General features: G+C 41.8%; 5 pseudogenes. 2 read left to right on the top strand and 3 right to left on the bottom strand.

Going from position 1 to position 3263, the window contains the following annotated elements:
* Positions 1 to 118 (top strand): annotated as a pseudogene (locus tag E0D98_RS28095) (hypothetical protein); the annotation flags it as partial.
* 667 nt (positions 119 to 785) lie between these two features.
* Positions 786 to 1122, top strand: a pseudogene (locus E0D98_RS22655) (hypothetical protein).
* A 121-nt stretch (positions 1123 to 1243) separates the two neighbouring features.
* Here the strand turns inward: E0D98_RS22655 and E0D98_RS28090 are convergent.
* From E0D98_RS28090 to E0D98_RS28085, 3 pseudogenes are all read right to left on the bottom strand, one after another.
* Positions 1244 to 1620: pseudogene (locus E0D98_RS28090) on the bottom strand (DDE-type integrase/transposase/recombinase); the annotation flags it as partial.
* A gap of 312 nt (positions 1621 to 1932) precedes the next feature.
* Positions 1933 to 2126 (bottom strand): annotated as a pseudogene (locus tag E0D98_RS22650) (hypothetical protein).
* A gap of 813 nt (positions 2127 to 2939) precedes the next feature.
* Positions 2940 to 3178: pseudogene (locus E0D98_RS28085) on the bottom strand (IS66 family insertion sequence element accessory protein TnpB); the annotation flags it as partial.
* Positions 3179 to 3263 lie beyond the last annotated feature (85 nt).

The following is a 3263-nucleotide window of genomic DNA, read 5'->3' as shown; positions in this document are numbered from 1 at the left end:
TAGATTTCCCAGAATAATTATAAAGAAATACCGAACATTACAAGGTAAAGTCGTATGGCTATGGATATTGCCATTTGTTATTGCGCGGTTAATCGTGTGTGCTTTAGGTGTAAATGCTTGGCGAGGTAAAAGTAAATATCCTGATTATTATTTGTTAAGAGGTGAGATGCCTGTGCGTCTAGTGTCTATTATATTCCCAACATTATTGGCGCTATTCTTGCTGTCGCAGGCATCGCCATACTATGAATATTGTGTTTGTCGTGATTCAATTTTTATTTATAACCTCTACCCGGAGCAAATTCAGGTAGGTCATGCATAAAAATATCTTTCTATACTACGAAACTACGAAACTACGAAACTACGAAACTACGAAAATTATTTTTGTGAAAGTATTGACAACGCTAACTATTTTTAATTATATATTCATGATGCTCTAGGCATCACATTTTCTCCATGGGGTATTCCCTCCGCCGGCACTATGTGTTGCTGGCGTTTTTTTGTCAATTCTTACTTTTTAATCCCACTGTCCTTTCCACCAGAAACATACCTCGTTTCTACTGTATTTTGAGAATATAGTTCCCAGAATACCAATTATATATAATACGTTGTAATATATGTATTCCAATTAAAGCCGTTATTATAATAATTATCATATATGGTTCTTTTCATGTTGATTTCGTCAGAAACAGAAAATGCTGATGATGAATTGTGAATAATCAAACTGACCTCTAATTATCCTGTATGGAGTAGTGCTTATTTTCGACTCAATTTCTACTGATTAGATTATGGTTATCAGTACAGTGGGTTATGAAAAACGGACTGGATCTGCCAGCAGTGCTTCTATTATTATTCAAAAAGAACTTCAGCCGGACAATGCTATAATCCAGGGAAAGGCTATAAGCTCTGTTGGACGGAATGTGGAAATCAGCACTGGTAAAAAGGGGAACTGACATTAACACAAGAAGGATTCCTGCAAGCAACTGCTTATCTGCCCGGAACGCAGAATTAAAGCATGACCACACAGGAGCCGGAATACTGTGGTCGTACGCATTCAGTATTGTGACAACTAATAGAAATAAAAATCTGGCCGGTGCGAATATTAAACGATGCGATACCGTATAGTGTAAGTCAAAAGTAACGGGGTATTTAAACCATCTTTTCATATTTATTTAACATAATGCAGATTCTGATGTATTAGTTCAGTTGTTCGCCAGAATCAGCGCTCGATCACTATGCGTTTTAGCAGTGTGCTGAAGAAGTTCTCCATCACTGCGTTATTCAGACCGTTTCCTTTGTGCGGCATATTTTGTGCTACTCCATGGGGCTTTAACTTTGCCTATAGCCTGCGATTCGATATTGCCAACCCTGATCCGTATGCAGCGACGACGGGGCATCCTCTGGCCGGGCACTGTGAATGCATCGTATAGCATCGTATAGCATCGTATTAACGATGCTCCATCACCGACCTTTCTGACAAGCTGTAGGAGATAATTTCCCGGTTAAACAGATCGGAGAACTGCGACAGGTACCACTTTTCCCCTGTACCGAGAACTCTGTAACATCCGCCCCCATTTTTCGTTGGCCTTCGTCAAAGTTCCGGCTCAGGATATTGGGCGCAGATCACTTATTTGGTGGACACCACTTTGTCGGATGCTTCAGATTATGACCAGATGGATTTCGCTGGACGCTTACGATTACATGCACCATATTGTCAACGATTACGCCACTGAGTGTATGACACACATTAAAGCGTTAGGCTCAGGCCTTATTACAATGTCATGCTAGTGGGCTTGTACGCCGTAAATATCTGCATGATACCAGAATGACCGGCAAACAAAGGTGCCCCGGTAAGCTCGTCAGTGGATATAAAGAAAATCAAGCGCGCTGATAACGATGCCACATCTGTGGTTGGTGGCAATATGCAGATTGTTGTTATTTGTCTTCATTGCATTCTAAGAAGTGTTTCTTATCAGGCCTGATTTTTTGCCATTATTTTTAATGAGGTCTTCAAGTGGAAAATAGATTAGGCGTTCATGTGGCAGCGCGGCACGTCCCCATTTAGTGGCAAACTCCCGTTGGCGTGCCTGTAACAGTTGCTCCAGCCTTTTTATTCTGTTCTCATTCATCCGGTTTTCCTCGTATGCTGCATCACACCACTGTGCTAATGAGAAATGTAATCAGTGTGGTGGACGTATTTTATCCGCATTGGAATTGTCGTCAACCAAAGGAGATGAGACCCGTTTGTATCGCAATGGGTCTATGGCGCTCATGCCCGTTTGCTGTTCGATAATGGCTTCTCTGAGCATACGGTGTTGCAGTTCTCGTAAAAACTTTGCGTCTTCTGGTGATAAATCCATTGTTATTACTCGTAAAGCAATGCGCTGTAGTGCCTTACGCTACCGCGCTGATGGTTCTTATCCGTTTTATTGAATAGGAGAACAAACTGTGAGCTATCAGCCTGGTGGTCTGGTTTTGCCTGATTTAAGCCGCCGTAGGTATTTGTCCAAGAATGCTTCAAGCTCCAATCGTTTTGGCCTGGTGAATGGAGATGGGTTAAGCAAAGACTCTCGTTGCTGGTGTACTTTTTCGCGCTGGTGCTCAAGCATGGATAATGCGATTGCCTGTAGTTCTTCGTTAGTCATTGTCTGCACTTGGAAAGCAATTTACCGGAGTTCCTCACACTACGGCAAAAATGTTTTTATTGTTGCAACTTGCGTAATTATTCAGGTCAGTTTGGAACGCACTGTATAAACATAAATAACCTGATACTGTTGTGTGTTTTCAAAGAAAACACAGGTATTTTTCACATAAACTTTCCCCTTTTCATATCCGACCACTTAATCAAAAAACGGTTTTATACTTGTTGCCCCCACTGGGGTTAAATGTGAGACATGTCGCACTTTGTGCCATGTGTCCTCGCTGATTTTAGGCGCGGTTCATTCATTCTTTCTGTTGGCATAAAGTATGGTATCGGTTGGGCGAATGAAAGGGACTCGGGTCATGGTCAGACAATACCTGAGGCGTTAATTCGTTGAAAGAGATTGTGAATGGGGGAATAACTGAGTCTTAACTGCTGTGCGATAGCCCGGACAGATAATTGCTCGTCGAATCTGAGACGTAATGAGTCTGGCAAATAAGTGCGAAAGCCGATGATATCTAGTGTTGTTTGAGAGTTCATCGTTCGAGTCCATTAATACAGATGGACGCGATTGTTGCCAGACAGGATAATTTTCACAAGACATCGCAGATGGAGTACTTACGAT

Origin of the sequence: Escherichia sp. KCJ4928 (genome assembly GCF_004352695.1) — a bacterium.
In the GTDB taxonomy this organism is placed as follows: Bacteria; Pseudomonadota; Gammaproteobacteria; order Enterobacterales; family Enterobacteriaceae; genus ECMA0423.
The sequence above is the reverse complement of the archived record's forward strand: the minus strand, read 5'-3'. Positions and strand labels throughout refer to the sequence as shown.